The sequence below is a fragment of the Streptomyces sp. NPDC059740 genome (assembly GCF_042733155.1).
Lineage (GTDB): Bacteria > Actinomycetota > Actinomycetes > Streptomycetales > Streptomycetaceae > Streptomyces.
Window position 1 is genome coordinate 8,217 of the sequence record NZ_JBHWGP010000001.1, and the last position, 24,360, is coordinate 32,576.

General features: G+C 74.2%; 20 protein-coding genes and 1 pseudogene. 8 read left to right on the plus strand and 13 right to left on the minus strand.

Annotation, left to right across the window (positions count from 1 at the left end; genetic code table 11):
• Nucleotides 1-172: 172 nt before the first annotated feature.
• The 3 genes from ilvD to ACFV3R_RS00050 all read right to left on the minus strand — a co-directional run bounded on the left by ilvD (nt 173) and on the right by ACFV3R_RS00050 (nt 4,154).
• The gene (ilvD, locus tag ACFV3R_RS00040; protein ID WP_385572848.1) at nt 173-2,023 is read right to left on the minus strand and encodes a dihydroxy-acid dehydratase; all 1,851 of its coding nucleotides are present in this window, start codon (nt 2,021-2,023) and stop codon (nt 173-175) included.
• Between the two features lie 296 nt (nt 2,024-2,319).
• On the minus strand, nt 2,320-3,144 hold the full coding sequence (locus ACFV3R_RS00045) for a sugar phosphate isomerase/epimerase family protein (protein ID WP_385572849.1): 825 nt from the start codon (nt 3,142-3,144) through the stop codon (nt 2,320-2,322).
• 77 nt (nt 3,145-3,221) lie between these two features.
• Nucleotides 3,222-4,154 carry a Ppx/GppA family phosphatase gene (locus tag ACFV3R_RS00050; RefSeq protein WP_385572851.1) on the minus strand — a complete coding sequence of 311 codons (933 nt, stop codon included), beginning with the start codon at nt 4,152-4,154 and terminating at the stop codon, nt 3,222-3,224.
• A gap of 209 nt (nt 4,155-4,363) precedes the next feature.
• Between ACFV3R_RS00050 and ACFV3R_RS00055 the strand changes: the two genes are divergently transcribed.
• Nucleotides 4,364-5,221, plus strand: a complete 858-nt coding sequence (locus ACFV3R_RS00055) for a hypothetical protein (RefSeq protein WP_385572853.1) — start codon at nt 4,364-4,366, stop codon at nt 5,219-5,221.
• 176 nt (nt 5,222-5,397) lie between these two features.
• On the opposite strand, the gene ACFV3R_RS00060 is transcribed toward ACFV3R_RS00055, so the two are convergent.
• Complete coding sequence (locus ACFV3R_RS00060) at nt 5,398-7,491, minus strand: sigma-70 family RNA polymerase sigma factor (RefSeq protein WP_385572855.1); 2,094 nt, start codon at nt 7,489-7,491, stop codon at nt 5,398-5,400.
• Between the two features lie 278 nt (nt 7,492-7,769).
• On the opposite strand from ACFV3R_RS00060, the gene radA reads away from it, so the two are divergent.
• Nucleotides 7,770-9,194: a DNA repair protein RadA gene (gene radA, locus ACFV3R_RS00065; RefSeq protein WP_385572857.1), complete on the plus strand. Its 1,425-nt coding sequence runs from the start codon at nt 7,770-7,772 to the stop codon at nt 9,192-9,194.
• Nucleotides 9,195-9,471: 277 nt separating this feature from the next.
• A complete protein-coding gene (disA, locus tag ACFV3R_RS00070; RefSeq protein ID WP_385572859.1) occupies nt 9,472-10,593 on the plus strand; it encodes a DNA integrity scanning diadenylate cyclase DisA in 1,122 nt (373 codons plus the stop codon).
• Between the two features lie 111 nt (nt 10,594-10,704).
• Here disA and ACFV3R_RS00075 read toward each other — a convergent pair whose 3' ends face one another.
• The gene (locus ACFV3R_RS00075; protein WP_385572861.1) at nt 10,705-11,553 is read right to left on the minus strand and encodes a hypothetical protein; all 849 of its coding nucleotides are present in this window, start codon (nt 11,551-11,553) and stop codon (nt 10,705-10,707) included.
• Nucleotides 11,554-11,878: 325 nt separating this feature from the next.
• Nucleotides 11,879-12,337: a pyridoxamine 5'-phosphate oxidase gene (locus tag ACFV3R_RS00080; protein WP_385572863.1), complete on the minus strand. Its 459-nt coding sequence runs from the start codon at nt 12,335-12,337 to the stop codon at nt 11,879-11,881.
• A 62-nt stretch (nt 12,338-12,399) separates the two neighbouring features.
• Between ACFV3R_RS00080 and ACFV3R_RS00085 the strand changes: the two genes are divergently transcribed.
• The 3 genes and pseudogenes from ACFV3R_RS00085 to ACFV3R_RS00095 form a co-directional block, all read left to right on the plus strand.
• On the plus strand, nt 12,400-12,966 hold the full coding sequence (locus ACFV3R_RS00085) for a DUF1990 family protein (RefSeq protein WP_385572865.1): 567 nt from the start codon (nt 12,400-12,402) through the stop codon (nt 12,964-12,966).
• A gap of 800 nt (nt 12,967-13,766) precedes the next feature.
• On the plus strand, nt 13,767-14,678 hold the full coding sequence (locus tag ACFV3R_RS00090; protein ID WP_385574164.1) for an A/G-specific adenine glycosylase: 912 nt from the start codon (nt 13,767-13,769) through the stop codon (nt 14,676-14,678).
• A gap of 371 nt (nt 14,679-15,049) precedes the next feature.
• Nucleotides 15,050-15,245: pseudogene (locus tag ACFV3R_RS00095) on the plus strand (TetR/AcrR family transcriptional regulator); the annotation flags it as partial.
• 216 nt (nt 15,246-15,461) lie between these two features.
• Here ACFV3R_RS00095 and ACFV3R_RS00100 read toward each other — a convergent pair.
• Nucleotides 15,462-16,124, minus strand: a complete 663-nt coding sequence (locus tag ACFV3R_RS00100; RefSeq protein WP_385572867.1) for a M23 family metallopeptidase — start codon at nt 16,122-16,124, stop codon at nt 15,462-15,464.
• Between the two features lie 624 nt (nt 16,125-16,748).
• Here ACFV3R_RS00100 and ACFV3R_RS00105 point away from each other — a divergent pair.
• On the plus strand, nt 16,749-17,312 hold the full coding sequence (locus ACFV3R_RS00105; RefSeq protein WP_385572869.1) for an SRPBCC family protein: 564 nt from the start codon (nt 16,749-16,751) through the stop codon (nt 17,310-17,312).
• An 88-nt stretch (nt 17,313-17,400) separates the two neighbouring features.
• Here ACFV3R_RS00105 and ACFV3R_RS00110 read toward each other — a convergent pair whose 3' ends face one another.
• Nucleotides 17,401-19,929: an ATP-dependent Clp protease ATP-binding subunit gene (locus tag ACFV3R_RS00110; protein ID WP_385572871.1), complete on the minus strand. Its 2,529-nt coding sequence runs from the start codon at nt 19,927-19,929 to the stop codon at nt 17,401-17,403.
• A 742-nt stretch (nt 19,930-20,671) separates the two neighbouring features.
• On the opposite strand from ACFV3R_RS00110, the gene ACFV3R_RS00115 reads away from it, so the two are divergent.
• A complete protein-coding gene (locus ACFV3R_RS00115; RefSeq protein ID WP_385572872.1) occupies nt 20,672-21,430 on the plus strand; it encodes an SCO3374 family protein in 759 nt (252 codons plus the stop codon).
• On the opposite strand, the gene ACFV3R_RS00120 is transcribed toward ACFV3R_RS00115, so the two are convergent.
• From ACFV3R_RS00120 to ACFV3R_RS00140, 5 genes are all read right to left on the minus strand, one after another.
• Nucleotides 21,361-21,702 carry an Lsr2 family protein gene (locus tag ACFV3R_RS00120; RefSeq protein WP_385572874.1) on the minus strand — a complete coding sequence of 114 codons (342 nt, stop codon included), beginning with the start codon at nt 21,700-21,702 and terminating at the stop codon, nt 21,361-21,363. The genes ACFV3R_RS00115 and ACFV3R_RS00120 overlap by 70 nt on opposite strands.
• A 159-nt stretch (nt 21,703-21,861) precedes the next feature.
• A complete protein-coding gene (locus ACFV3R_RS00125; RefSeq protein ID WP_385572876.1) occupies nt 21,862-22,428 on the minus strand; it encodes an amino-acid N-acetyltransferase in 567 nt (188 codons plus the stop codon).
• A gap of 9 nt (nt 22,429-22,437) precedes the next feature.
• Entirely contained in the window at nt 22,438-23,022 is a 585-nt protein-coding gene (locus ACFV3R_RS00130) for a BlaI/MecI/CopY family transcriptional regulator (protein WP_385574168.1), read from the minus strand.
• Between the two features lie 317 nt (nt 23,023-23,339).
• The gene (locus tag ACFV3R_RS00135) at nt 23,340-23,516 is read right to left on the minus strand and encodes a hypothetical protein (RefSeq protein ID WP_385572878.1); all 177 of its coding nucleotides are present in this window, start codon (nt 23,514-23,516) and stop codon (nt 23,340-23,342) included.
• Between the two features lie 47 nt (nt 23,517-23,563).
• Nucleotides 23,564-24,301: a hypothetical protein gene (locus tag ACFV3R_RS00140; RefSeq protein WP_385572880.1), complete on the minus strand. Its 738-nt coding sequence runs from the start codon at nt 24,299-24,301 to the stop codon at nt 23,564-23,566.
• Nucleotides 24,302-24,360 lie beyond the last annotated feature (59 nt).

A 24,360-nucleotide genomic window follows, 5' to 3' on the forward strand; every position in this document is an offset into this window, starting at 1 on the left:
TCCCCGGCCGGGGGCCGGGGGGGGGGCGGGGGGTCCTGCCGGCCCGGGGGGGGGGGCGGCGGGCCCCCCGGGGGGGCGGGCCGGGGTCTGTCCCCGCGCCCGCCCCCCCGGGCGGTGTGCTGCGTGCCCGGCACCTCGGCCGTGCCGGGCGGCCGACGTGCCGTGGCGGTGGTCAGCCGAGCTTGCTGACGTCCCGGACGGCGCCGCGGTCGGCGCTGGTGGCCATGGCCGCGTAGGCGCGCAGGGCCTGCGAGACGGTGCGCTGCCGGTCGCGGGGCGCGTAGACGCCGCCGAGCGCCTCCCGGCGGGCGGCGAGCACCTCCTCGTCCACGACCAGCTCGATGGTGCGGCCGGGGATGTCGATGCGGATCAGGTCACCGTCCTCGACCAGGGCGATGGTGCCGCCGGCGGCCGCCTCCGGGGAGGCGTGGCCGATGGACAGGCCCGAGGTGCCGCCGGAGAACCGGCCGTCGGTGACGAGCGCGCAGGCCTTGCCCAGGCCCCGGCCCTTGAGGAAGGAGGTGGGGTAGAGCATCTCCTGCATGCCGGGACCGCCCTTGGGGCCCTCGTAGCGGATGACGACGACGTCGCCCTCCTTGACCTGCTTCTTCAGGATGCGGTCGACGGCCTCCTCCTGGGACTCGCAGACCACGGCCGGGCCCTCGAAGGTGAGGATCGACTCGTCGACGCCGGCGGTCTTGACCACGCAGCCGTCGACGGCGAGGTTGCCCTTGAGGACGGCCAGGCCGCCGTCGGTGGAGTAGGCGTGCTCCAGGTCGCGGATGCAGCCGCCGGCGGCGTCGGTGTCCAGCGACGCCCACCGCTCGGACTGCGAGAACGCCTCGGCGGAGCGCTTGCAGCCGGGGGCGGCGTGCCACAGCTCGACGGCCTCCGCGGAGGGCGAGCCGCCGCGCACGTCCCAGGTCTTGAGCCAGTCGGCGAGGTTCGGGCTGTGGACGCTGTGGACGTCCTCGTTCAGCAGCCCGGCGCGGTGGAGTTCGCCGAGGATGGCGGGGATGCCGCCGGCGCGGTGCACGTCCTCCATGTAGTACGTGCCGCCGGGCGCGACGTTGGGGGCGACCTTGGCCAGGCAGGGGACGCGGCGGGAGACCTCGTCGATGTCGGCCAGGTCGTAGTCGAGCTCGGCCTCCTGGGCGGCGGCCAGCAGGTGGAGGATGGTGTTGGTGGAGCCGCCCATGGCGATGTCCAGGGCCATGGCGTTCTCGAAGGAGGCGCGGGTGCCGATGTTGCGCGGCAGCACGCTCTCGTCGTCCTCGCCGTAGTAGCGGTTCGCGATCTCCACGACGGTGGCGCCGGCCTTCTCGTACAGGGCGCGGCGGGCGGTGTGGGTGGCCAGGACCGAGCCGTTGCCGGGCAGCGAGAGGCCGATGGCCTCGGTGAGGCAGTTCATCGAGTTGGCGGTGAACATGCCCGAGCAGGAGCCGCAGGTCGGGCAGGCGTTCTCCTCGATGCGCAGCACGTCGGCGTCGGAGACGGACTCGTTGACGGCCTCGGACATGGCGTCGATGAGGTCCAGCTTGCGGACGGTGCCGTCGACGAGGGTCGCGCGGCCGGCCTCCATGGGGCCGCCGGAGACGAAGACGGTGGGGATGTTGAGGCGCATCGCGGCCATCAGCATGCCCGGTGTGATCTTGTCGCAGTTGGAGATGCAGATCAGGGCGTCCGCGCAGTGCGCGTTGACCATGTACTCGACGGAGTCGGCGATCAGGTCGCGGGAGGGCAGGCTGTAGAGCATGCCGCCGTGGCCCATGGCGATGCCGTCGTCGACCGCGATGGTGTTGAACTCGCGGGCGATGCCGCCGGCCTCCTTGATCGCCTCGGAGACGATGCGGCCGACCGGCTGGAGGTGGGTGTGGCCGGGGACGAACTCGGTGAAGCTGTTGGCCACCGCGATGATCGGCTTGCCGAAGTCCTCGCGCGCTACGCCCGAGGCCTGCATAAGGGCGCGGGCTCCGGCCATGTTGCGGCCATGGGTGACGGTGCGGGACCTCAGCTCGGGCACGGTGAACACTCCTCGGTTCGTCTGCGCGTGACGCGCGGTTCCGGGCGGGTGCGGCCGTGCGGGCCGCTTGCGCCGTGCGGGGCGTCACGTCTTCGTCAGCCAGCCTTCTCCGCGTGCCGCGGGACACGCCGACCGGTCACGAGGTTACGCCCCTCATCCAGGATCCGGACAGGCCCTCCGGCATGTGAGACATATGACCGGTTGCGCGGACGGGGTGCGGGCCCGGCCGTGCGCCCTCTCCCGTCAGGCGTTCCCGGTCCAGCGCGGCCGGGGCCGGGGTGCGGCCTGCGAGGTCCTCACAGGCCGGGGCTCTGGCTGGGGGCGGCGAGGTGGAGGCGGGCGAAGGCCAGGGCCTCGGCGAGGTCGGTCTCGCGCTCCGCGGCGGACATGGCCCGGCGGGTGTTGACCTCGACCACGACGTGGCCGCCGAAGCCGGAGACCGCGAGGTGCTCCAGCAGCTCGGCGCAGGGCTGGCTGCCCCGGCCCGGCACCAGGTGCTCGTCCTTGCCGGAGCCGTTGCCGTCGGCGAGGTGGACGTGGGCCAGGCGGTCGGCCATGCGGTCCGCCATCGTCAGGGCGTCGCTGCGGGCGGTCGCGGTGTGGGACAGGTCGACGGTGAAGTGGCGGTAGTCGTCCTCGGTGGGGTCCCAGTTCGGGGCGTAGGCGAGCATCTCGCGGTCCCGGTAGCGCCACGGGTACATGTTCTCCACCGCGAAGCGCACGTCCGTCTCGCTCTCCATCCGCCAGATCCCGCGTACGAACTCCCTGGCGTAGCCGCGCTGCCAGCGGAAGGGCGGGTGGACGACGACGGTGGAGGCATCCAGCTTCTCGGCGGCGGTCCGGGCCCGCTGGAGCTTGGTCCACGGGTCGGTGGACCACACCCGCTGGGTGATCAGGAGGCAGGGCGCATGGATGGCGAGGATCGGGACGCCGTGGTGGTCCGAGAGCCGACGCAGCGCCTCGACGTCCTGGCTCACCGGGTCCGTCCACACCATGACCTCGACGCCGTCGTATCCCAGGCGGCCGGCGATCTCGAAGGCCGTGGCCGTCGACTCGGGGTAGACCGAGGCCGTGGACAGGGCGACCTTCACATCCGGAATGCGCACCACTGGCTCTGACACGCAACCCAGCGTACGGGCCCCGCGGACACCGGCGGCATACGGTGCGGCGCCGCCGCCCCACCGCGGGGTGCGGCCCGCTACCCCGGCGCCAACTGGTCCAGGTGGCGCAGGATGACCCCCTCGCGCAGCGCCCACGGGCAAATCTCCAGCTCGTCGACGCCGAAGAGATCCATGGCGGCGTCGGCGACCAGCGCTCCGGCCAGGAGCTGGCGCGCTCTGCCCGCGGAGACCCCCGGCAGCGCGGAACGCTCGGCCGCCGTCATCGCCGCGAGCTTGGGCAGCCACTCCTCCAGTGCGTTCCGGTTCAGGCTCCGCTGCACGTAGAGGCCCTCGGCGGAGCGGGCGGCGCCCCCGATCCGGGCGAGCTGGCGGAAGGTCTTGGAGGTGGCCACCACGTGGTCCGGGGTGCCGTGGCGTGTGAAGTCGCTCACGACCCGGGCGATCCCGGCCCGGACGGTGCGCCGCAGGGTCCGTACGGTCGCCTGGTCCGGGGGGTCGCCGGGCAGGTGGTTGCCGGTGAGGCGGCCCGCACCGAGCGGCAGCGAGACCGCCACGTCGGGGTCCTCGTCCAGGCCGTAGGCGATCTCCAGCGAGCCGCCGCCGATGTCGAAGAGCAGCAGCCGGCCGGCGGACCAGCCGAACCAGCGGCGGGCCGCCAGGAAGGTGAGCCGCGCCTCGTCCTCCCCGGACAGCACCCGCAGCTCCACGCCCGTCTCCGCGGCGACCTCGTGCAGCACCGCCGGGCCGTTGGGGGCCTCGCGCACGGCGGACGTCGCGAACGGCAGCAGGTCCTCGACGCCCTTGTCCTCGGCGACCTGCCGCGCCTCGGCGACCACCTCCGCCAGCCTCCCGATGCCCGACACGCCGATGGTGCCGTCCGGTTCCAGGAGTTCGGCCAGCGGCAGGTCCGCCTTGTGGGAGTAGGCGGGGAGCGGGCGCGCGCCGGGGTGCGCGTCCATGACGAGCAGGTGGACGGTATTGGAACCCACGTCGAGGACACCGAGTCTCATGGCGGAAACCTAGCGCCCCGGCAGGTGACGTCCGCCCGTCGAGGAGCGGCGCCCGGTGCGTGCTCCGGGTGTGCCGGGCGGAAACCCTCGTCCTGGGCGTGCTCGGGTTACGGTCCGGTGCGCGGAGAGGGCGGGTCGGGCGCCACGACGGGGCAGACGTCACCTGTTGGGGCGCTGGCCGGCGGGGGCGTCGCCCTTACGCTGGGGTGGTGGCAACGACGAACAAGGCGAAGCGCGACAAAGCCCTCAGGAAGGCCGGGCGCAACCGCGCCCGGCAGGCCGCCGAGGAGGGCGAGGTCCTCACGGTGGACGTGAGCGACGAGGTCGATCTCGACTTCGCGCGGGCCTGGGTGACCTTCCCCGACCCCTCCGACGAGGAGCAGCTCTTCCGCTGCGACCTGACCTGGCTCACCTCCCGGTGGAGCTGCGTCTTCGGCAGCGGCTGCCAGGGCATCCAGGCCGGCCGGGCCGACGACGGCTGCTGCACGCTGGGCGCGCACTTCTCCGACGAGGAGGACGAGGAGCGGGTCGCCGGGCACGTGGCGCGGCTCACGCCCGAGGTCTGGCAGTTCCACGACGTGGGCACCAGGAGCGGCTGGACCGAGGTCGACGAGGACGACGGGGAGCGGCAGACCCGCCGGTACAAGGGGTCGTGCATCTTCCAGAACCGGCCCGGGTTCGAGGGCGGCGCCGGCTGCGCCCTGCACATCCTGGCGCTGCGCGAGGGCCGCGAGCCGCTGGAGACCAAGCCGGACGTCTGCTGGCAGCTGCCGGTCCGCCGCACCTTCGACTGGATCGAGCGGCCGGACGACACCCAGGTGCTCCAGATCACCATCGGCGAGTACGACCGGCGCGGTTGGGGGCCCGGCGGCCACGACCTGCACTGGTGGTGCACCTCGGCGACGTCCGCGCACGGTGCCGGTGAGCCGGTCTTCCGCTCCTACGCGCCGGAGTTGCGGGAGCTGATGGGCGAGAAGGGGTATGCGCGGCTGGTCGAGCTGTGTGAGGAGCGGCTCGCCTCGACGCTTCCCATGGCCCCGCACCCGGCGGACCCGCCGGCCGTCTGACCGCCGGGCCGTACCGGCCTGCCCGCCCGGACCACCCCCCGCGCCTGCGGCTGACGGCTCCCGGCGGACGCGCCCGCCGGCTCGCCGGGCCGGGTGCGGGTGGCCCGTCCCGGCGGGGCCGCCCGGGTCCCGTCCGCCGCTGTGCCGCGTCCTGCGTCCTGCGTCCGGTCCACGCCTCAGCCTGCTGCGCCGTCCGGTGCGGGGGCCGGGGTGGAGCCGGCCGGTGGTGGGGTGTCGGTGGCGGAGGGGGTCGGCGTCGGGGCGGGCGTGCCCGGGTCGCCCGGGGTGGAGGTGACGGGGGAGGGCAGCGGGTGCGGGGGCACGGACGGGTGCCCGCCGTGGCCCCCGTGGTGTCCCCCGCCGTGGCCGTGGTGGCCCCCGGGGTGTGAGCCGTGGCCGGGCCCGGCCGAGCCGTGGCCCTCCAGCGTGACGACGGCCCCCACCGGGTCGACGGCGATGCGTGCCACCCAGTGGCGGGCCGGCTCCCGCGCCGGGTCGATGAGGACGCGCAGGGTGGTGGACCGGCCGGGTCGGAGGGTGCCGTGGTTGGCGCTCATCCGGAGCCAGTCGGCGTTGGCCGCGGCACTCCAGTGCACGGCGGTGCCGCCGGAGGCGGTGAGGGTGATCAGGGTGGCGTCGCCGCTCGGCCGGGCGGTGAGGGTCAGGCGGCCCGGGCCGGTGGCCGGGCGGCCGGCGTCGCCGGGGGCGAGCGGTGTGCCGTCGGCCCCGATCACCTGCACGGTGACGTCCGGGGCCCGGCCGTCGGAGGCGGTGGGGGTGGTGTGGGCGCTGCCCGCGTTCTCGTAGGGACGGCCGTCGATCTCGTCCCTGCCCTCGTGGTCGTCGGCCGAGGCGCGGGTGGAGTGCCGGCCCTCACCGAGGACGGGTGCGCCGCGGTAGGCGGCCCACAGGGCGAGCACCGGAGCGGCGACGACCGCGGCGACCACGGTGGTGGTCAGTGCGCGGTTGCGGAGCCGGCGGCGGCGCGCCGTGCGGTCCTTGGGGCCGACGGGGAAGCCGCTGCGGTCGTAGCGCGGCGCGTTGCCGACCGCGGCGGCACCCACCAGGGCGGCGCCGGCGGCGTGGCGCGGGCCGCGGCGGGGCCGGGTGGCGCGCCGGGACGTGGCCTCGGCGCGGCCGGTGCGCGAGGTCTGGGCGGCAATCATCGCGGCGGCGACGGCGTCCCGGGGGGCGGTCAGGACGGGGAGGGTGGCCGAGCCGGCGGGGGCCGTGCCGGGCCAGGGGCCGCGGGCGGTCGCCCGCTCGGCGGTGCGGCGGCATTCGGGGCACTCGTCGACGTGGCGCACCAGTTCGCGCCGGAGCCCGGCGCCCAGCAGGACGTGGGAGTCCCCGGCGAACCGGGCCACCTCCGGACAGCGGCCGGACTCGACGACGGCCAGCGCCGCACGGGTCCGCTCCACCTCGCAGGAGGCGGCGGCGATGAGGGTGCGGGTGGCGGCGAGCTCCCTGCCGACGACCGCTGCGACCTCGCGGGCCGACAGTCCGTGCCGGGTGGCCAGTTCGAGCGCCTCCCGTTGCTCGGGGGTGGTACCCGCCGCCTCCGGCCAGGCGAGCAGCGCGAGTTCGCGGTGGCCGTCCCCGTCCCGGCCGGCGGGTCCCTCACCGGGGGCGGGTCCCTCACCGGGACGGCGGTCGGCGGTGGTTCCGCCTCGGCCCGCCCCCGTGCCGTGGCCGGTGCCGGTGCCGGGCCCCGTGGAGGGGCCGGGGCCGTACGGGGGGTCGGTGGCGGGTGGTGCGGTGGGGCGGGCGCGGTGGCCGAAGGCTGCGGCGACGTCGTCCGCGGCGGTGCTGTCGGGCGGGCGGCGGGCGGGAGCCTCGCCGTCCGCGGGGCGGACCGGGTCCGCGGGGTGGGCCGGGCCCTGCGCCGGCTGCTGGGGGCGGGCGGGGCCGTCGGTGCGGGGGAGGCCGGCGGGCCGGGACGGCTCGCCGGGGTCGGCCGCCTCGGTCCGGGCGGCGCGTTCGGCGAGCCTGCGCAGGCAGGCCCAACGGGCGAGGGCGTAGAGCCAGGGACGGAAGAGGTCCGGGTCCGAGGGGCGGCGGCCGTGGTGGCGTTCGGCGAGCGCGAGCGCCTCGCCCAGCACGTTCGCCGCTGCCTCGTGCTCGCACAGCACCGACAGGCAGTACGTGTAGAGGCCGTCGAGGAGAGGGGCGTACCGCTCGGGCAGTCGCGGTGCCGGCTCGGCGTCGCGCCCGGAGTGGGCACGGTGCGTGCCGGTGGTGTGCGGTGGCTGGTCGGACCTGCTGCTCATCACTCCGCGAAGGTAGGCGGACAGTGCCGGGCGTCTCGTAGCACTCCCTGACTTTTAAGCCTTACGGGTGACGTTCTCCTTCGAAAGGGGACAGGAAGGTAGCCGATACCGGACGAACGTGCCCTTTTGCAGGGCCAAGCAGAGCACTTTCCCGCCGTCCTTCCCGGGCGCCCGTCCGGGACCGGCCGCAGAGCCCCGTCCCGCCTTCCCGCCAGGGCGGCGGGGCGGCGGGGCGGCGGGGCGGCGGCGCTGTCGGTGGGCCGAAGTACCGTGACCCCATGGCAACCCGAAAGACTGCGCCCAGGGAACGGCCGTCCTACCGCTGCACCGAGTGCGGTTGGACCACGGTGAAGTGGCTGGGCCGCTGTCCCGAGTGCCAGGCGTGGGGCACGATCGAGGAGACCGGCGGCAGCCCGGCGGTCCGCACCACGGCGCCCGGGCGGGTCACCACCGCGGCCCTCCCCATCGGCCAGGTCGACGGGCGCCGCGCCACGGCCCGTTCCACCGGCGTCGCGGAACTGGACCGGGTCCTGGGCGGCGGCCTGGTGCCGGGCGCCGTCGTGCTGCTCGCCGGTGAGCCGGGCGTCGGCAAGTCCACGCTGCTGCTGGACGTGGCGGCGAAGGCGGCCTCCGCCGACCACCGCACCCTCTACGTCACCGGGGAGGAGTCGGCGGGCCAGGTGCGGCTGCGGGCCGACCGCATCGGCGCCCTCGACGACGACCTCTACCTCGCCGCGGAGACCGACCTGTCCGCGGTGCTCGGCCATCTGGACACCGTCAAGCCCTCGTTGCTGGTGCTGGACTCGGTGCAGACGGTCGCCTCGCCCGAGATCGACGGCGCGCCCGGCGGCATGGCGCAGGTCCGCGAGGTGGCCGGGGCGCTGATCCGCGCCTCCAAGGAGCGCGGCATGTCCACCCTGCTGGTCGGCCACGTCACCAAGGAGGGCGCCATCGCCGGGCCCCGGCTGCTGGAGCACCTGGTGGACGTGGTCCTCAGCTTCGAGGGGGACCGCCACGCCCGGCTCCGCCTGGTCCGCGGGGTGAAGAACCGCTACGGCGCCACCGACGAGGTCGGCTGCTTCGAGCTGCACGACGAGGGCATCACCGGGCTGGCCGACCCTTCCGGCCTGTTCCTGACCAGGCGGGCCGAACCGGTGCCCGGCACCTGCCTGACCGTCACGCTGGAGGGCCGCCGCCCCCTCGTCGCCGAGGTGCAGGCCCTCACCGTCGACTCCCAGATCCCCTCGCCGCGCCGCACCACCTCGGGCCTGGAAACCTCGCGGGTCTCGATGATGCTGGCCGTGCTGGAGCAGCGGGGCCGGATCTCGGCGCTCGGCAAGCGCGACATCTACAGCGCCACCGTCGGCGGGGTGAAGCTCTCCGAGCCGGCCGCGGACCTCGCGGTCGCTCTCGCCCTGGCCAGCGCGGCGAGCGACACCCCGCTGCCGAAGAACCTGGTGGCCATCGGCGAGGTGGGGCTGGCCGGCGAGGTCCGCCGCGTCACGGGTGTCCAGCGGCGGCTGGCGGAGGCCGCCCGACTCGGCTTCACCCACGCCCTGGTGCCCTCCGATCCGGGCCGTGTCCCGGCGGGCATGCGGGTGCAGGAGGTGGCCGACGTGGGCGAGGCGCTGCGGGTGCTGCCCGCCCGGCCGCGCCGGGAAGCAGCGCCGCGCGAGAGCTCGGCCCGGCAGGCCCCGGTGTGACGCGGCGGACGCCGGTAGACTTTGTCCCGGTCCCGCCTGTCCGCAGGCGCCAGGCGGTGCACGGACCGGCGTCCGGCCGGCCGGCGTCGCGGGCGGCCGACGGGTGGGTGACGGACGCGCCGGCGCGTGACCGGTGAGCCGGTACCCCGGTGGGGTCGGCGGCGTTCCCGCTCGCCGACCCGGCGTGCGGGCACGTGGCGCGCTTCGTGCGTCGTCCGCCCCGCACGTCTGCGGGGGCGGGCTGCGGCACCGACAGACTGTGTGACGGAGGAGTGCAGTGGCAGCCAACGACCGGGCGACGTCGCCCGGCAGGTCCGGGGGTTCCGGCACCGAGCGTCTGATGCGTTCCTCACTGAGCGCGGTGGCTCCCGGAACGGCGCTGCGCGACGGTCTCGAACGCGTCCTGCGCGGCAACACCGGCGGACTGATCGTGCTGGGCTTCGACAAGACGGTCGAGTCGATGTGTACCGGCGGCTTCGTCCTGGACGTGGACTTCTCCGCGACCCGGCTGCGGGAGCTGTGCAAGCTGGACGGCGCCCTGGTGCTGGACAAGGACATCACCAAGATCCTGCGCGCCGGCGTCCAGCTCGTCCCCGACGCCTCCATCCCCACCGAGGAGACCGGCACCCGCCACCGCACGGCGCAGCGCGTGTCGATCCAGGCCGGCTTCCCGGTGGTCTCGGTCAGCCAGTCGATGCGGCTGATCGCGCTCTACGTGGACGGCGAGCGGCGCGTGCTGGAGGAGTCCGCGGCCATCCTCTCCCGCGCCAACCAGGCGCTGGCCACGCTGGAGCGCTACAAGCTGCGGCTGGACGAGGTCGCCGGGACGCTCTCGGCCCTGGAGATCGAGGACCTGGTCACCGTCCGGGACGTCAGCGCGGTGGCGCAGCGCCTGGAGATGGTGCGCCGGATCGCCACGGAGATCGCCGAGTACGTGGTGGAGCTGGGCACCGACGGCCGGCTGCTCTCGCTCCAGCTGGACGAGCTGATCGCCGGGGTGGAGCCGGAACGCGAGCTGGTGGCGCGGGACTACGTGCCCGAGCCGACGGCGAAACGATCGCGCACGGTCGCCGAGGCCCTCTCCGAGCTGGACGCCCTCACCCACACCGAGCTGCTCGAACTGCCCGTCGTGGCGCGGGCACTGGGCTACAGCGGGGCGCCGGAGACGCTGGACTTGGCGGTCTCGCCGCGCGGGTTCCGGCTGCTGGCGAAGGTTCCCCGGCTGCCGGGTCTGGTCATCGACCGGCTCGTCGACCACTTCGGCGGCCTGCAGAAGCTGCTCGCCGCGAGTGTCGACGACCTCCAGGCGGTGGAGGGTGTCGGGGAGGCACGGGCCCGGTCCGTCCGCGAGGGGCTCTCGCGACTGGCGGAGTCCTCCATCCTGGAACGCTACGTCTGAGGGGTCCCCGGGGCCGCCGCCCGTCGGCCGTCCCCGCGGGCGCCTCCGCTGCCCCGCGCCCCGTCCGCACCGCCAGGCCGCTCTGTGCAGCCGCCCGGTGGCTCCCGTCCGTCAGTCGCCGGTGAGGGTGAAGGTGGTCGTGACCGCCGTCATGCCGCTGACCTTGAGTTTCGCGCGGTAGTGGCCGGGTGCGGCCTTCTCGGGTGAGGCGGTGGAGCAGCGCTTGTCGCTGGCCGCGCGGTCCCAGGTGACGATCCGCTTCACGCTGCCGTCGGCGGCGACGCGCACCAGCGCCGCGCGGGTGTCGGAGGGGCAGTCGCCGGAGTCCCAGAACGCCTGGTCGTGGTCGGCCGGGCTGATGGTGAGGGTCGCGGAGGTGCGGCCGAGGTTGACCTTGCAGGCCTTGTCACCGCGGTTGGCCACCGTCACCTCGAAGACCGGTTTCTGGTCGGGGTGGTAGGAGGCGTGCCGGCTGGTGAGCTTCACCGTGGTGTCCGCGCGCCCGCAGTCGGGAAGCGAGGAGTCGGACGGGACGACCGTGACGTCCCCGGAGGCCTTGCCCAGCGGTACACCGAGGGGGCCGCCCGCGCCCGCTGCCGCGCCGCCCGTCCCGGAACCGCCGCTGCCACTGCCGCCGCCCGAGCCGGAGGCCGCGCCACCCGCTCCGCCGCCGCCACCGCTGCCGCCGCCCGACCCACCGGAGCCGCCGGACCCGCCGGTGTCACCGCCACCGGTACCGCCGCCCGTGGTGCCGGAACCGGAGGGTCCGGGGGTGATGGACGGCGCCGGGCCGCCGCCACCGGGGCCCTTGGCGCGGTCGTCGCTGCCGTCGTTCCCGCCGAGGGAGACGGCCCACACCACCAGGGCGGCGAGCAGGGCGAGGACGACGAGCGCGACCGCCCTCCGGCGCCAGTAGATGGCAGAGGGAAGCGGCCCGATCGGATTGCGCAGTGATCCCACGCGGAAACTCTACGAGAGTTCAGCTGTCGTACCCGCCACCACCCGCCGCACCGGGCCGCAACTCTTCACATCATCTGCCCTTTGGTGCGTCCGGGTGCAACGGCCGCCCACGCCACGGCTGATGGACGCGTCCCTCGCCGCGCCACCACCGCCCGGAAACCCGCCTTCCGCGAGGGCACCCGCCACCAACCGGGCGCCCTTCCCTCTCCGGGCACGACTGCACCCGTTCGGTGACTTCCCGTCACCGTGCCGGCCCAGCGGCGGTCATGCGCCCCCGGCCCCCGGCCAGCACCCGCCGGCCCCGCGGACCGGGGGCCGTGCCGGTTCAGGGGGCCCGCCACTCCTCCTTGTGCCCGAAGCCCCGGCCGTTGTCGATGAACCGCAGCCAGGTCGGGCGCAGTTCCCACAGCCCGGTGCGGGCCATGGCCGCGCGCAGCGTCTGGTCGGCGTCGACGAAGGGGAAGCGGTCGCGGTAGACGGGCCAGGCCGCCTCGCGGGCGGCGCCGGTCAACTCGGCGCACACCCCGGTGCCCTGGAGGCCGGTGAGCGCCGACCACTCCTGCCCGTCGCGCTGCGCGGTGAAGGCGACGGCCGCGTCCGGCAGGGCCCGGCCGTGCCGGGTGCCGGCAGCGGTGACGAAGAGCAGCCGGGGGGCCGCCTCGTCGGTGGGCGCGTAGAGCACCGCGCAGGCGCCGGGGCCGTGCTCGTCCCCGTAGGCCAGGGTCATGGTGGTGTGGGCGCGCAGGGCCCGTCGGATGGCGTCCGGGCAGGGCTGGTCGGTCATCCGTCCATGGTGCCCGGCACCGGGTGCGGCTGCGCCCCCGCCCCTCGTCGTACCGTCTGCCCATGGCGTCAGACCTGCGCACCACCTACCACCGGGCGGCAGCCGCCTCCTTCACCTACCGGGAGGTGGGCGCCACCGCCGGCCCGCTGCCGGAAGGCTACGACCGGACGCACCGGCGGGTCCGGGTGGGCCGCGGGCGAGAGGCGCTGGAGCGTGCCGGCGGGTACGTCCTGGCCTGGGGCGCCCAGCGGGGTGCGGGCTTCGAGGTGTACCCGGGCGCGCCCGCGGCCCCCGGCCTGACGGCGCTGGTGGTCCTGCGCCCCCCGGGACTGCCGTTTCCGCGGCTGGTCATCCCCTGCCGGGTGGTGTGGACGGTGCGGGAGGCCGACCGGGTCGGCTTCGCCTACGGAACGCTGCCGGGCCATCCGCTCCGCGGCGAGGAGGCGTTCGTGGTCCGCCGGGACGCCGAGGACGTGGTGTGGTTCGAGGTGACGGCCTTCTCCCGGCCCGGACCGCGCTACGCCCGGTGGGGGCGGCCGGTCACCCGGTGGTGCCAGGCCCGTGGCGCCGCCCGCTACCTGCGGGCCGTCGCCACGACGGCCTCGGCCGGTTCGGGGCGGCCGGCCTGACCTCAGGTCCTCCCCCCGGCCGGCCACTGCGTCCGGCCGGGCGTTCCGGTCCGCCCGGCGGGGGCGTGGGCCGTCAGCGCCCTGCCGTCCGCCGGGGACGTTCCGCCCCTCCCCCGCCCTGCCCGTCGGGCGTGCTGCGGGGCTCGGCGTAGGGCGAGTGGGTGGGCGTGGGGCGACGCGTGCCCGGTGCGTTTCCGGGGCGGCTGCCGATCTGCCAGGATCAAAGAGCCATGACTTCCACTCCTGCCTCCCCCGCCGAGTCCGCTTCGACCGAGACCACTTCGACCGGATCGCCGATGTCACCGGCGTCCGCCCACGGGATCGCCGCGACGGCCGGTGCGCAGCCGCACGCGGCGGACGTGCCCGACGGCTCAAGCCGGCAGGACCCGTCGTCCCCGAGCCGCACCGCTGCGCCGTCCTCCCCTTCGGGGGAGCCCACGACGCCCGCGCCCCGCAACACCGCGCCTGCCGGCACGGGTGTGCCGGCCACCGTCCTGTCCGCTGCGGGTGCCGTCCGGGCGACGCCGGTCTCCGGCGAGGTGAGTGCGCCCCCGGCCGCCGGCGAGGTCCGTACCGTGCCGGCTGCCGGCGGGTCCGCTCCGGGGGCGGTCGCCCCCGGGGTGCCGGGGGCGACCGTTCCGGGCGGTGGCCCGGCGGTCCCGGCCTCCGCTCCCCCGACCGCCACGCCCTCGGGCTCCGGCCGGCCGGAGGACTCCCCCCCGCCCGCCGAGGCCGGGGACGAGGCCCCGCTGACCGCGGTGGTGCCCTCCGTGGCGACGTCCACCCGTCCCGCCGGCGGTCTGGCCGGGCGCACCCCGGACTCGACGGCGGCGCCGGGCGACGCGCCCGTCCTGCACGAGCTGGTCACCGCGTGGTTCGCGGAGCACGCCCGCGACCTGCCCTGGCGCCGCCCCGAAGCGGGCGCCTGGGGGGTGATGGTCAGTGAGTTCATGCTCCAGCAGACCCCGGTGAACCGCGTGCTGCCGGTGTACGAGGAGTGGCTCCGCCGGTGGCCGCGCCCCGCGGACCTGGCCGCCCAGCCGCCCGGTGAGGCGGTCCGGGCCTGGGGCCGGCTCGGCTACCCGCGCCGCGCGTTGCGGCTGCACGCCGCGGCCTGCGCCATAAGGGAGCGGCACGGCGGCGACGTGCCGCGGGACCACGCCCAGCTCCTGGCCCTGCCGGGGGTGGGCGAGTACACGGCTGCGGCGGTGGCCTCCTTCGCCTACGGTCAGCGCCACGCGGTACTCGACACCAACGTGCGCCGGGTGTTCGCCCGGGCGGTGGGCGGACGGCAGTACCCGCCGAACGCGACGACCGCGGCGGAACGGAAGCTGGCCCGCGCCCTGCTTCCCGAGGACGAGTCGACCGCGGCGCGGTGGGCGGCGGGCACGATGGAGCTGGGGGCGCTGGTCTGCACCGCCCGCAGCCCGGAGTGCGTGCGGTGCCCGATCGCCGGACACTGCGCCTGGCGGCTGGCCGGCTCTCCCGCGCACGAGGGCCCGCCGCGCCGGACCCAGACCTACGCGGGCACCGACCGCCAGGTCCGCGGCAAGCTGCTGGCGGTGTTGCGGGAGGCCACCGGCCCCGTCTCGCAGCGCCGGCTGGACGGTGTCTGGCACGAGCCGGTGCAGCGCGCCCGGGCACTGGACGGCCTGGTGGCGGACGGCCTCGTCGAACCGCTGCCCGGCGGGGTGTACCGGCTGCCGTCCTGAGCCGAGGCGACGTCCGCAGACGTCGGCGGCCCCGCCCCGGAGAGGTCCGGGACGGGGCCGCCGTCTGTGTCTGCCGCCCGCTCGGCCGTCCGGCTCGGACAGCCCGGGGGCCCGGCGAGCCCTCAGGGGCCGGGTCGCTCGGGGCTCAGGCCTCTGCGCGCCTCGGACCGCCTGGGGGCCGGCGTCTGCGGCTGCGCGTCCTCGGGCAGTGCCTGCGGGCCGCCCCGGCGGTGCTTCCCTGCCGGGAGGCCACCCCCTTACTTGTCGCCCGGCCAGTGCCTACGATGGCGCGGGCAGACCGCCACCAGCCGGGCGACGAGTGAGCCTTTGCCGCTGCGTCCGGCACGCCCGCACCACGAGGAGTGAGCACCATGGGCACAGCGCAGGCGCGTCGCGGCAACACGCGGGAACGCATCCAGGAGGTCGCCCTGGGGCTGTTCGCCGAGCACGGCTACGAGAAGACCTCGCTCCGGGAGATCGCCGAACAGCTCGACGTCACCAAGGCCGCGCTGTACTACCACTTCCGGACCAAGGAGGACATCGTCATCAGCCTCTTCGACGACCTCGCGGCGGAGCACATCGACGACACCCCCGAGCGCAAGCAGGCGGCACTGGTCGAGGTGGCGAACGAGCTGGTGGCCGCCGCGCACCGCCCCCGCGCCTGAGGGCCCCACCCCACGCGCCGGCCCCCTCTCCCACGGTGTGGGGAGGGGGCCGGATGCGCTCCGCGGTGCTGCGCCGGGGCTTCACCACCTGCCGGGTGAGGTCGGGCGCACGGTGGCGTCAGATGCGGACGCCGTGCGCGTGCAGGAAGGTCGTCGGCTCGACGCTCTGCCCGTAGTCGGGGCCGTAGCGCACCTCGAAGTGGAGGTGGGGGCCGGTGGAATTGCCCGTGGAGCCGGACAGGCCGATCTCCTGGCCGGTCGTGACGTGCCGGCCGACACCCACGTCGATCCGTGAGAGGTGGGCGTACTGGGTGTAGACCCCTTCGGCGTTCCTGATGACGACGGCGTTGCCGTAGGCCGGGCCGTCACCGCCGCCGTTGGGACCGGCCTTCACGACCGTGCCGCCGTGGGCGGCGTGCACCGGCGTGCCGGTCGGGACGACGAAGTCCTGGCCGCTGTGGCGGTGGCTCCAGTGGCTGCCGGCAGCGCCGTAGGGCTCGCCGAGCTGCACCCGGTCGACGGGGGCGGTCCAGGAGGCGGCCTTCTTCGCCGCCTCGGCGGCCTTCGCACGGGCCTGGTCGGCGGCCTTCTGCTGGGCGTCGGCCTGCGCTGCCAGGGCGTGGTCGGTCGAGGGGGACAGCGAGGAGAGCGGCGCGGCGGCGGCACCGCTGTCGGCCGCGGCGGCGATACCCGCGCCCAGGGCGACCGACGCGCCGACACCGGTGGCGAGCAGCGCGGCACGCTTACGAAGATGCGGCTTCTTGAGGATGTTGCGATGCATGGGGGGACCTCCAGGCAGGAAACACGAAGAACCCCGGCACGACACCGGGAGCGCCATTCATTGGTAACCGGCCCGAGAAACACAGCCAACCGTGTGACCTACTAGGCAAAGGCGTAGAGAAACCTTCCGGGAGGGGTTCCGCTCACGTTCGCGGACCCTGCCACACTCCCGCCGAAGTCCCCGCGGCGACACCCCGGGCCCACCACTCGTTTGGGCCACGACCAGCTCACCTCGTGATCGTGCGGGGCGACCGGCCGCCCGCCGGCGACGACGCTGATGCCCGTCCGACGGAAAGCGGCCCCAGGAGTTCCGGCATTATTCCTAAGGTGCATAGTAAGGCGGCGCGAGGCTGTGCCACACGTCACCGGGAAAGGCACATCGCCCCCGCCTCCTTTTCCGCGGGGAGCCCCCCGAGTACCGACCGGTTGCGCCGGGGAGACGCAACTGGAATGCGTCCGGGAAAGTGATCCGGCGCACTGCGGGCGAACAGACGGCTCCGGGTTTTTCCCGCGGAAGAGGCCGAACCCCTCACGCCCCCGGCCCGGCCCGGTAACCTGCCGGTCACCACCGGCCCCGGCCTCCCGGCGGTCGGGGCTGCTGCGCACACCTGCCTGGGGGAACGCGATGACCGCACCGTCCGACCTGGTGACCGGGGCCACCGCCGAGGTGGTCCTCACCCTGCCGCTGCCACCCGAGCGGCTCTGGGGGCTGGTGACCGACGTGACGCGCTACGGCGAGTGGAGCCCGGAGTGCACCTTCGGCGCCTGGTGCGACCCGCAGGCCCCGGGCCCCCGGGCCGGGGCGCGCTTCGAGGGCCGCAACAGCTACGCGGACGGCTTCGGGAGCCGCGTGCTCTGCGTGGTCACGGAGGTGGAGCGGCCGTCGGTGTTCGCCTGGCAGGTGCTGGACGGGGCGGGCCCGGCGGAGCGGCCGCAGTCGACCTGGCGGTACGAGCTGTGCCCGGCGGCGGAGGCCGGCCACACCCTGATCCGGCAGACCTTCGTGCACGGCCCGGGAATGAGCGGGGCGCGGGACGCGGCTCTCCGGGATCCCGGTGCCCTGGAGAAGCGCCTGGCGACGCTGCGGGCCAACATGCGGGCGACCCTCACCGCCATGGCCCGCGCGGCGACCGGCGGGACGGAGCTTGGCGGGGAGGCCCCGGGAGCGTCGCGCACCGACTCTGCCTGAGTCACGGGGCCGGACCGCTCGAAGGTGGTCCGGACACACGTCCGCCGGGCGGCCACGGGGGCCGCCCGGCGGGGGTGTGCGACTGCGGTCAGTCCTTGCTCAGGTTGGGGCCGGAGCCACCAGCCGCCGAGGACTCCACCGGCGGGGTGTCGGGCAGCGGGGACTTCTCCTCGCCACGGAAGGAGAACTTGGCCTCCTCGCCGTCACCCTCAATGTCGACGACCACGATGTGGCCGGGGCGCAGCTCGTTGAAGAGGATCTTCTCCGAGAGCGCGTCCTCGATCTCGCGCTGGATGGTGCGACGCAGCGGTCGGGCACCCAGCACCGGGTCGTAGCCGTGCTTGGCGAGCAGCTTCTTGGCCTCCGTGGAGAGCTCGATGCCCATGTCACGGTCCTTGAGGCGCTCGTCGACCTTGGCGATCATCAGGTCGACGATCTGGATGATGTCGTCCTGGGACAGCTGGTGGAAGACGACGGTGTCGTCGACACGGTTGAGGAACTCGGGGCGGAAGTGCTGCTTCAGCTCGTCGTTGACCTTGGCCTTCATGCGCTCGTAGCCGGTCCGGACGTCACCGGTGGCCGCGAAGCCCATGTTGAAGCCCTTGGAGATGTCCCGGGTGCCGAGGTTGGTGGTCATGATGATGACCGTGTTCTTGAAGTCCACGACCCGGCCCTGGGAGTCGGTCAGACGACCGTCCTCCAGGATCTGCAACAGGGAGTTGAAGATGTCCGGGTGGGCCTTCTCGACCTCGTCGAACAGGACGACCGAGAACGGCTTGCGGCGCACCTTCTCGGTGAGCTGGCCGCCCTCCTCGTAGCCGACGTAGCCGGGGGGCGAGCCGAAGAGCCGCGAGACGGTGTGCTTCTCGCTGAACTCCGACATGTCGAGGGAGATCAGCGCGTCCTCGTCGCCGAAGAGGAACTCCGCCAGCGTCTTGGAGAGCTCGGTCTTACCGACACCCGAGGGGCCGGCGAAGATGAACGAGCCACCGGGACGCTTGGGGTCCTTCAGGCCGGCGCGGGTACGGCGGATCGCCTGGGAGAGCGCCTTGATCGCGTCGCGCTGGCCGATGACGCGCTTGTGCAGCTCGTCCTCCATGCGCAGCAGACGCGAGGACTCCTCCTCGGTGAGCTTGAAGACCGGGATGCCGGTGGCCGTGGCCAGGACCTCCGCGATCAGCTCCTCGTCCACCTCGGCGACGACGTCCATGTCGCCGGCCTTCCACTCCTTCTCCCGCTTGGTCTTGGCGGCGAGGAGCTGCTTCTCCTTGTCGCGCAGACCGGCGGCCATCTCGAAGTCCTGCGAGTCGATCGCGGACTCCTTCTCGCGGCGGACGTCGGCGATCTTCTCGTCGTACTCGCGCAGGTCCGGCGGCGCGGTCATCCGGCGGATGCGCATCCGGGAGCCCGCCTCGTCGATGAGGTCGATCGCCTTGTCCGGCAGGAAGCGGTCGGAGATGTAGCGGTCGGCGAGGGTGGCCGCCGCGACCAGGGCGGAGTCCGTGATCGAGACGCGGTGGTGCGCCTCGTAGCGGTCCCGCAGGCCCTTGAGGATCTCGATGGTGTGCGGCAGCGAGGGCTCGGCGACCTGGATCGGCTGGAAGCGGCGCTCCAGCGCGGCGTCCTTCTCCAGGTGCTTGCGGTACTCGTCGAGCGTCGTGGCACCGATGGTCTGCAGTTCACCGCGGGCCAGCATCGGCTTGAGGATGCTGGCGGCGTCGATCGCGCCCTCGGCGGCACCCGCACCCACCAGGGTGTGCAGCTCGTCGATGAACAGGATGATGTCGCCGCGGGTGCGGATCTCCTTGAGCACCTTCTTCAGGCGCTCCTCGAAGTCACCGCGGTAGCGGGAGCCGGCGACCAGCGCGCCGAGGTCCAGGGTGTAGAGGTGCTTGTCCTTGAGGGTCTCGGGCACCTCGCCCTTGACGATGGCCTGCGCCAGTCCCTCGACGACCGCCGTCTTGCCGACGCCGGGTTCACCGATGAGGACCGGGTTGTTCTTGGTGCGGCGGGAGAGCACCTGCATGACCCGCTCGATCTCCTTCTCGCGCCCGATGACCGGGTCGAGCTTGGATTCGCGGGCGGCCTGCGTGAGGTTGCGGCCGAACTGGTCCAGGACGAGGGAGGTCGAGGGAGTGCCCTCGGCGGGACCACCGGCGGTGGCGGCCTCCTTGCCCTGCGAGTAGCCGGACAGCAGCTGGATGACCTGCTGCCGGACCCGGTTCAGGTCGGCGCCCAGCTTCACCAGGACCTGGGCGGCGACGCCCTCGCCCTCGCGGATCAGGCCGAGCAGGATGTGCTCCGTGCCGATGTAGTTGTGACCGAGCTGCAGGGCCTCGCGGAGCGACAGCTCCAGGACCTTCTTGGCTCGGGGCGTGAAGGGGATGTGGCCGGACGGGGCCTGCTGGCCCTGGCCGATGATCTCCTCCACCTGCTGGCGGACCGCCTCGAGCGAAATCCCGAGGCTCTCCAGGGCCTTAGCGGCGACACCCTCACCCTCGTGGATCAGGCCCAGGAGGATGTGCTCGGTGCCGATGTAGTTGTGGTTGAGCATCCGGGCTTCTTCCTGAGCCAGGACGACAACCCGCCGCGCGCGGTCGGTGAACCTCTCGAACATCGTGTATCGCTCCTCAGAGCGGTCAGGCAGTAAGGGGTCGGTCCCCTCTCTGTCCTTCCGCAGCTTAGTCCCGCAAGCGGGGACCGCTCATTCCAACTGCCGACACCCGGGACCCGTCCCTCCACTGCGACAGGGGATTCCCGCCCCGGTCAGCCGACACCTGCTCCAACCAGATGGTGCGAGACGATGTTCCCGCAGGCCAGGCATATACGCCCACCACCGCTACGCCCGTGGCGAACGTCTGCCAGGTCCGTGGTGCCCCGGCCCCGCGTGACCGGCCCGGTCCGAGCCGCCCCGCCCCGCCCCGCGACGCCGTCTCCGCGCCGCTCGCACCGCCGCCACCGAAAGGGGTCACCGATGGTGGTGCGGTGCACTTCCGTCCTGCTCGTCGCGCTGTCGTGACGCGCCGCACGCACCCTGCGCGGTGTGTGCCCGGCTTCCTGTCCGCCGCCGACGTCTCCCTGGGGATGTTGTACCCGCCCCGCCCCGCACTCCATGCGGCATACCCCCACCACATCCGCTACGGGCGAACACCCTTGCGCCCCGGCCGGCTGCTTGCGTGCGCCGAGGGCGAACACCGGGCCCTTCCCGTGGACCCCGTTTCCGGGCCCGGCCCGTCCGGGTCACGCTCTCCCGTACCGCCCGAGCAGTTGTCCGCCCCGACCGCCCGGGCAGTCTCCACGCTCCGGGCCGGGCGCCGCGGTGGCCGTGACGCCGCGGCACCGGTCCGCGTTGCCCGGGCATGGCCTCTTCCCCGTCCGCCCCGTCCGGGGCCACCGCCGCCGACCGGGTGGACGACCGGCGCCGCCGCTACGAGGACGGGCTGGGCTGGGCCACCTCGGGCACGGAGCCGCTGGAGCTCCTCACCGGGCTCTGCTTCGACGTGCTCAGCCTCCCCGCGGACGCGGGGGCGGCGCTGCTCGGCCGCGGCCTGGTGTCCGGCCCCGTGGCGCTGGCGACGGGCGGCCGGGCAGGACCGCGTCTGCTGGCCCTGGTCGCCCCGGGGAGCGCAGAGGAGCTGCCCGGGCTGTTGCAGTGGCTGGAGTGGGGGGACGTGCCCCTGGAGCTGGCGGCGCTCGGAGCGGGCGAGCGCATGCCGGCCCCCGAGTGGCTGCCGGCCCGGTCGCTGTCCGTGCCCGCCGGGGCCGGGGAAGCGGTGGCCGGCGCGGGGGTGGCGGGCTGCGAGGGCCGGGGCCGGCCGGCCGGTGGTGGCACCGGGGAGGCCGCCCGATGGGTACGGCCTCCCGGGCAGGGAGGTCCGGTGGGTACCGCGCCCGCCGGGGGCCGGCGGGCGGACGGCGGGCCGACCCCGCTCATGGGGCCGCCCGGGCACGCCGGACTCGTGCGGCTGGTGGGCGCGGCGGCGACGGAATGCCACCGGGCCTGGTTGGCGCGCTGTCGTAATGTGCCGCCTGGGCGGGCCGAGACCGGTCAGGCGTTGGCCTTCTCGAACGCCTCTTTGATGTCGGCGGGAACGCGACCGCGGTCGTTGACGTTGTAGCCGTTCTTCTTGGCCCAAGCGCGGATCTTGGCGGTGTCGGGGTTACCACCGGAAGAGGCGCGGGACTTCCCGCTGCCGCGACCGGCCGTGGACCGGCCCCCGGTACGCCGTCCCGCCTTCACGAAGTCGGCGAGAGACTCCCGCAACTTCTCTGCGTTGGCGGTGTTGAGGTCGATCTCGTAGGTCTTGCCGTCCAACGCGAACGTCACGGTCTCGTCGGCCTCGCCACCCTCGAGGTCGTCGACAAGAAGAACCTGAACCTTCTGTGCCACCGGAAACCCTTTCATCGAATGTGGATTACGACGGAAAGGAAACCCCTTTTCTGCGAAAAACACAAACCCCAGGCCGGGTTCGGTTAGGCTCGAAGCAGGGAACGCGCGAGGGGAGCGAGGGCACGATAGGGGAGCGATTCGGACATAGAGCGCTGTTGGTCACAGGTGCAGAAGCATGCGACTGTTGCCCAGGGTGTTGGGCTTCACTCGTTCGAGACCGAGGAACTCGGCGACGCCCTCGTCATAGGAGCGCAGGAGTTCGGTGTACACGTCGCCGTCGACGGGCGTCTCACCGATCTCCACGAAGCCGTGGCGGGTGAAGAAGTCGACTTCGAAGGTGAGGCAGAAAACCCGTCGCACCCCGAGGTCTCCGGCGGTGGAGAGCAGCCGGTCGAGCAGTGCGTGCCCCACTCCCATGCCCCGGGCGGCCGGGTCGACGGCCAGGGTGCGGACCTCCGCGAGGTCCTCCCACATCACGTGCAGCGCACCGCACCCGACCACGGCGCCCGCGTCGGCGCCCCCGGCCCGTTCCGCGACCCAGAACTCCTGGATGTCCTCGTAAAGCGTGACCATCGCTTTGTCGAGGAGGATGCCGTCACGCGCATAGGAGTCGATGAGCCGGCGCACCGTGCGGACGTCCGTCGTCCTCGCCCTGCGGACGGTCACACCGCCCGTAGTGGGGGAGGTGGAGGGGGCTGGGGAGTCGGCAGACGGAGAGCTCGGCATAGGGCGACGCTATCGCTCCGACTCCGGGGCGGAGCGGTGGGGCTCCGCCCCGCCCGGGGCCGCCGCGTTTTCACCCTCCGCCGATTCCGCCGAATCCGGTACTCGCTCGTCGGGGGCTTCCGCCGCGCCGCCGTAACCCTCGCTCCCGCCCGTCCCGTAACCCCCCTGCGCGGGCGCGTGGTCCCCGGCCGAGTTCCCCGTCGCCGCCCTGCGGTCTTCGGCCTGTTCGCTTCCGGCTGCCGGCCCGGCGTCCGGGGAAGGCGCCGGTTCCTCAATCCGCAGCATGTGCACGGCCTCGCGCAGCGCTTCGCGCTGTTCGGGCGACATCATGCCGAAGAAGGCCACGAGAGCTGCAGCGGGGTTGTCACTGGCCGACCAGGATTCGTTCATCAGTGCGGCCGCATAGGCGGCCCGCGTCGAGACCGCCTCATATCTGTACGCCCGCCCCTCGGCCTCCCGCCGGACCCAGCCTTTCTGGTGGAGGTTGTCCAATACGGTCATGACCGTGGTGTAGGCGATCGAGCGTTCCTTCCGGAGATCCTCGAGCACTTCTCGGACGGTGACGGGGCGGTTCCACTCCCAGATCCGCGTCATCACCGCGTCTTCCAGCTCACCCAGTCTTCTCGGCACACCTGCACTCTAGTGGCCGAAGTGGTGGATTGTGCCAATTTGCCGCAATTAGGACAAAAGGCAGTCGCGGCGATCGGGAGGCGCCGGGGAAGGGAATGGTGAGGCGGCGCCGTTCCCCGCTGATACTCCCGTCCCCCGCTTCCCCATGCAGCGGCCGGCCCCGCCCGGCGGACGGCCACGAGGGACTCCTCCCGGAGCACGCCGGCCCGCCGGGACGCCGCAGGGGCGCCCGGCGGGCCGGGCCGGAGAAGGAGGTGCGGGCCGGGTGGTCCGCGGCGGGGTCAGGCGCCCTGGGGCCTGGCCTGCTGGGTGGCCTCGGCCTGGGCGAGGGCAGCGTCGACGGCCGCGTCCTCCTTGGCCTTGTTGGCGCCACCCTGGCTCTTGACGATGGTCCTGATCAGCGCGGTGAAGGCGATGGCCATCACGAGGGGCGGCACCAGCGCGGCGATGTAGTCCATGACGAGGACCCTCCTAGGGTTGCGACCCTTCCAGATTACGCAGCGGGTCAGGCCGGACGTGTCCCGGGGGGCGCGGCGGGCTTCCGGCGTGGCGGGAAGACCTCGCCCGGTGTGGGCACCGGACGCGTCGGGCGGCGCGGCGGCTGCGGCCGGTCCCCGGTCCCGGGGTCCGTGCCCGGCTCCGGGCGGGGCGCGGGAGCAGGCGGCGGGGAGGGGCGGGGGTCGCGCTCCGGCCCGTCGGCCGCCACGGCTCCGCCCCGGCCGCCGGGCACAGCCCGCAGGCGCACCCGGACCGACCGCTCGGCGACGGCCTCACAGCGGCGGAGCAACGCCGATCGCCGACGCTCGAACCCGGCCGGCCCCGCGCCCCTCGCCCCTTCCGGCCCCGTCGTCCCCGCGCCCCCCGCGGGATCGGACGCCGTGAGGGTGCGCAGTGCGACCAGGTCGGCGGCCACCGGCAGGTAACCGGCCGCGAGAGCCTCCTGGAGGCGGTCGAGGTAGCCGAGCGCGGCGCCGGGCAGTGCGGCGCGGTGGCGGTCGAGGTCGGCCCGCTGGAAGCGGCGCAGCCGCCGCCCCTCGTCCGCCGCGGTGTCCAGGGCCTCCGCCAGGTCAAGGCACTCCCTGACCTCGCGCGCCCCGGCACGGGCGGGCCGCGGCCGGTGGAGCGCGGTGGGCGTCTCACAGGTCCGGGTTCCCGTCAGCACCCGGGACAGGGCGCGGCGCACCACCCGCAGCTCGTCGGCGCTGAGGGCCAGGCCGCCTCGGTTTCCGTAGGGCGTGGGCATGAGCCGATAATAAGCATCCAAATCGCCCAAGAGGGATATTTGGCGCCCGGTGGAAGGTG

What these genes read in the sequence shown, in the direction of transcription:
- radA (WP_385572857.1), top strand. Translation starts at nt 7,770, where the DNA reads ATGGCAACCCGAAAGACTGCGCCCAGGGAACGGCCGTCCTACCGCTGC.
- ACFV3R_RS00080 (WP_385572863.1), bottom strand. Translation starts at nt 12,337, where the DNA reads ATGACCGACCAGCCCTGCCCGGACGCCATCCGACGGGCCCTGCGCGCC.
- ACFV3R_RS00135 (WP_385572878.1), bottom strand. Translation starts at nt 23,516, where the DNA reads ATGGACTACATCGCCGCGCTGGTGCCGCCCCTCGTGATGGCCATCGCC.
- ACFV3R_RS00110 (WP_385572871.1), bottom strand. Translation starts at nt 19,929, where the DNA reads ATGTTCGAGAGGTTCACCGACCGCGCGCGGCGGGTTGTCGTCCTGGCT.
- ACFV3R_RS00050 (WP_385572851.1), bottom strand. Translation starts at nt 4,154, where the DNA reads ATGAGACTCGGTGTCCTCGACGTGGGTTCCAATACCGTCCACCTGCTC.
- ACFV3R_RS00085 (WP_385572865.1), top strand. Translation starts at nt 12,400, where the DNA reads ATGGCGTCAGACCTGCGCACCACCTACCACCGGGCGGCAGCCGCCTCC.
- ACFV3R_RS00105 (WP_385572869.1), top strand. Translation starts at nt 16,749, where the DNA reads ATGACCGCACCGTCCGACCTGGTGACCGGGGCCACCGCCGAGGTGGTC.
- ACFV3R_RS00100 (WP_385572867.1), bottom strand. Translation starts at nt 16,124, where the DNA reads ATGCATCGCAACATCCTCAAGAAGCCGCATCTTCGTAAGCGTGCCGCG.
- ACFV3R_RS00125 (WP_385572876.1), bottom strand. Translation starts at nt 22,428, where the DNA reads ATGCCGAGCTCTCCGTCTGCCGACTCCCCAGCCCCCTCCACCTCCCCC.
- ACFV3R_RS00130 (WP_385574168.1), bottom strand. Translation starts at nt 23,022, where the DNA reads ATGACGCGGATCTGGGAGTGGAACCGCCCCGTCACCGTCCGAGAAGTG.
- ACFV3R_RS00115 (WP_385572872.1), top strand. Translation starts at nt 20,672, where the DNA reads ATGGCCTCTTCCCCGTCCGCCCCGTCCGGGGCCACCGCCGCCGACCGG.
- ACFV3R_RS00060 (WP_385572855.1), bottom strand. Translation starts at nt 7,491, where the DNA reads ATGAGCAGCAGGTCCGACCAGCCACCGCACACCACCGGCACGCACCGT.
- ACFV3R_RS00140 (WP_385572880.1), bottom strand. Translation starts at nt 24,301, where the DNA reads ATGCCCACGCCCTACGGAAACCGAGGCGGCCTGGCCCTCAGCGCCGAC.